This window comes from Coleofasciculus sp. G3-WIS-01 (genome assembly GCF_040223135.1).
Taxonomy (GTDB): domain Bacteria; phylum Cyanobacteriota; class Cyanobacteriia; order Cyanobacteriales; family Coleofasciculaceae; genus Coleofasciculus.
In genome coordinates, this window is record NZ_JAVJZI010000157.1 from 1 (window position 1) to 3,706 (window position 3,706).

The 3,706-nt window shown below is 46.1% G+C and carries 4 protein-coding genes and 2 pseudogenes; 3 read left to right on the forward strand and 3 right to left on the reverse strand.

The features are described from left to right. Positions 1-390 (reverse strand): annotated as a pseudogene (locus tag RIM23_RS15240) (filamentous hemagglutinin); the annotation flags it as partial. Between the two features lie 39 nt (positions 391-429). Between RIM23_RS15240 and RIM23_RS15245 the strand changes: the two are divergent. Then, the gene (locus tag RIM23_RS15245; RefSeq protein ID WP_446368064.1) at positions 430-642 is read left to right on the forward strand and encodes a hypothetical protein; all 213 of its coding nucleotides are present in this window, start codon (positions 430-432) and stop codon (positions 640-642) included. Between the two features lie 283 nt (positions 643-925). Here the strand turns inward: RIM23_RS15245 and RIM23_RS15250 are convergent, their stop codons facing one another. Beyond that, positions 926-1,501, reverse strand: a complete 576-nt coding sequence (locus RIM23_RS15250; protein ID WP_446368065.1) for a DUF4126 domain-containing protein — start codon at positions 1,499-1,501, stop codon at positions 926-928. 135 nt (positions 1,502-1,636) lie between these two features. Between RIM23_RS15250 and RIM23_RS15255 the strand changes: the two genes are divergently transcribed. Beyond that, entirely contained in the window at positions 1,637-2,911 is a 1,275-nt protein-coding gene (locus RIM23_RS15255; protein WP_446368066.1) for a cyclic nucleotide-binding domain-containing protein, read from the forward strand. A gap of 122 nt (positions 2,912-3,033) precedes the next feature. Here RIM23_RS15255 and RIM23_RS15260 read toward each other — a convergent pair whose 3' ends face one another. Then, positions 3,034-3,168 (reverse strand): plasmid mobilization protein, encoded by a 135-nt coding sequence (locus RIM23_RS15260; protein WP_446368067.1) that lies wholly within the window; start codon positions 3,166-3,168, stop codon positions 3,034-3,036. A gap of 62 nt (positions 3,169-3,230) precedes the next feature. Between RIM23_RS15260 and RIM23_RS15265 the strand changes: the two are divergent. Then, positions 3,231-3,706: pseudogene (locus tag RIM23_RS15265) on the forward strand (RNA-guided endonuclease TnpB family protein); the annotation flags it as partial.

Consider the following 3,706-nt stretch of genomic DNA (forward strand, 5'->3'; position numbering starts at 1 on the left):
GGGGCTGGGGGAGGATGTGGCGGCGGAGACGGTGGCGTTATTGGTAACGGTTAGGGTTTGGGTGTTAATTAAAAGGTTGCCGGCGGTGCCATTGCCTCGGGTTTCTACAGTGAGTTCACCCTTATCGGTGACGAGGAGAGAAGGGGTATTGATGGTGAGGTTCCCGCCATTCCCCGTAGCGCGGGCGGTGACTAAGGCGTTTATATTACTGGGATTCCCTTCGGCGTCAGTGCCTATCACTTCAATCTTGTCGGTGGCGGTGACGGTTACATCTCCAGCATCGCCCATGCCAGACGTATAGGCGGATAATTCGGCACCGTCAAGGATGCGTCGGTTATCTGTGTCAACTTGAGCCAAAACCTTACCGGAGGCGGAGCCTGCCTTTAGCATTCCCTTCTCTGACCTGGGCACGAGGCTCCAACCGACAAAATGCCATCTCACAATTTTGGTAAAGACCAAGACTTGGTAGTCATAAAAACTCTTTATCCCACTAAACTGGCTAATTTTCTAGCCTTAATTCCCAAACTACAACAAAGGGACGAAAGGGGAGCAGGGGGAGCAGGGGGAGCAGGGGGAGCAGGGGAAGCTGGGGAAGCTGGGGGAGCTGGGGAAGCTGGGGGAGCAATGACACATTTTCCCTGATAGCGGTGCAAGGGTATGAAATGGTTCCACCAATGAATAATTGATAATTGATAATTAATAATTGATAATTGATAATTGATTAATTGGGTCTAAGATCTCTTCGTTTACGAAGAAATTAAAAAATATTTTACTTAATTTCAATCCTCTTCTTTTAAGGAGAGGTCATTATCCATTGTTCATTATCCATTGTCAATTTGTTATCGCAATTCTGCCAATTCCTCTTAAACTGATGTGCATTTAAATTCGGTATTCCCCATTCCCTGTTCCCTTTGAACTGAACAGATTACAAAACTTGCCGATATCGCTGGGAACGATTTTGCCTACCATATAAACGATACCATTGTTGAGAACTGCGAATCGCTAGCCACAATAGAAGCAGGGCAATTAATCCACCTTGTTGAGGCGCATCAAAGGCAAAGATAACTAATGCCACACATAAAACATCTTGGCAAAAAACCACCCATAACGGTAAACCGCGCAAGCGAAAAAACCAGCCAACTTGTACCAGTTGCAGGACAAATGCCAATAACCCACTGACTGTCCCGAAAATCCAAATAAACTCCCTGGGAATATCGGCAAACTGGGCGACAGCAATACCCATAATTGCCCCAACCCCAGGACTAAACAGGAGTTGGACAATTTGCAAGATTCGCTGTCCCAGAAGCTTCTTTGAGGCAAATAACTCAAAAAATGAGAAGGTGGTCAAAATACCGACTAAAACCGAGGGATGAATGCGAGACAGCAGAGGAATTTGATTCCAGAGGTTGTCGCTTTGCAACAAACCAATCACCAACAAAGGCAAAGCAATCCTCATTCCTACGGCTGCTGCTACCGAAAGTACGGCTAGGAGTTCAATCATTATTACCTAATGCCTGCAATAGAAATCAACATAGTTATCCCCCTGTCCTCAGTTTAACGTTTGTAAACAATCCCACATCCAGGGATACCCTTTCTCCGATAGGATTAAAACTGACCTAAAAACTGCAAGCCACCTATGCCAACGGCAGCCTTTTTTCAAGGAATTCTGGGCGCGTCTAGTTTAGCCTTGGGCGCCTGTGTCGGAGTCTTTTGGCAACCGAGTCGCCATTTGTCCGCGACGATTATGGCATTTGGGAGTGGTACGCTATTGTCTGCGATCGCGTTTGAAATTACCATTCCTGTTTATCGCCACAGTGGTTTTGTCCCCCTGTTAATTGGGTTTATGGCAGGGGGAATGTTATTTGCTTTCCTGACATCCTATATCGACCAACATGGCGGATTCCTGCGTAAACCCGCATCCAGTCGCCGCTACCTGGTTGAACATGGTGCTGAGCAGGTGAGTGATGTCCTCAATCGCATCGCCCACATTGAGGTGATGCAAAACCTACCACCCAAAGAACGGCAAAGAGTTGCCCTGTTTCTCAATCCAATTTACGCTAACCCTGGAGACGTACTCTGTGAAGATGGAACCCCTGGTGACTATTTTTATATGATTGTCAACGGCGAAGCCGAAGTGCGAAAGGGTCGAAAAGTTCTGGGTACAATGGGACCTGGAGAAGTGTTTGGTGAGATGGCACTCCTGACTGGAGAACCGCGATCTGCCACTGTGGTTGCTCGCACTCCAATGGAATTGTATCAGTTACACCGGGAACATTTCAATAGTATGCTAACCTGGTCGCCCCATCTGGCTTGGTCACTGAGTCGCGCCTTAGCCCGACGCCTGCAAGTGGCAACAGAGTCACGCCTGGTTGTGGAACACCGTTTAGATCGGTGGCGACAGCAGATCATGGATCAAGTTGAACTGGATCTATTACTCCGGGATGATCAAATGACCCTGGAAAATTTGGTGAAACAGTCCACACCGTTTGCCATTTTGGTTGGTACTTTAATTGATAATATCCCAGAAGCGGCTGTTATTGGTATGAATTCTGGAAATAGCGATTTGGGTTGGTCTTTTTTATTAGCGGTATTTATTTCTAACTTTCCAGAAGCCTTATCCAGCGCCACGGGAATGAAACAAGCGGGAACGAAAACGAGTCAGATTTTGGGATTATGGATAGGTATCGTTATGCTCAGTGGTTTATGTGCGATCGCGGGTTTTTATTTACGAAACAATACCTCTGAAGTGGTTGTCGCGATCGCACAGGCTATTTCTGGCGGCGCAATTTTAGCTATGGTTGCTAGTACCATGATGCCGGAAGCTTACGAATTGGGAGGTAATTCCGTGGTTTTCTCGACAATTTTAGGATTCTTGCTGGGGTTTTTCATCTCATCGAGCCATATAGTATAACTGGCAAGGCGCGATCGCACTTCCGTTATTTGCTCGTACCACGCTTATAGAAGCGCCGTAAAACCCACGTCTTTTAAGCGTGGGATATGAGGCGGGTCATCGGAGGGACGTAGATGACCAAATTACAAAGGTGCTCTTAAACGAGCTATCAAGCTTCTGATCAACTCAGATTTGCTCATTCCCCGCCTGGTAGCCTCTTCCTTTAGTTGTTGCATTTCATACTTAGTTAATCTGATATCTAGTCTTTCTGTTTTCATCGGTACACACAATTGACCACACTTCTACTATAATGGAAAAAGCACATTGAGAGGTCGATTCAATGCTAGTTCTTGAATACAAAATCAAAGCAAAGCCGCAGCAAGACAAAGCTATTGATGAAGCCATCAGGACGGTGCAGTTCATCCGTAACAAAGCAATTCGTTATTGGATGGACGCGCCAAAAGACGCCAAAATTGACCGTTTTGCCTTGAATAAGTATTCAACAGCACTACGCCAGGAATTCTCCTTTGTCAAAGACCTTAACTCAATGGCTGTACAGGCATCAGCAGAACGGGGATGGCTTGCAATCTCTCGGTTTTACGATAACTGCAAGTCTAAAAAAGCTGGCAAAAAAGGATATCCGAGGTTTCAGCGCGATAACCGCTCAGTTGAGTATAAAACTAGCGGCTGGAAACTTCATCCAACAAAACGCCGTATCACTATCACCGATAAAAAGGGAATTGGTGAACTCAAGCTACTGGGTAAATGGGATATCCATCAGTATCCGGTTAAGTCCATTAAGCGGGTTAGGCTTGT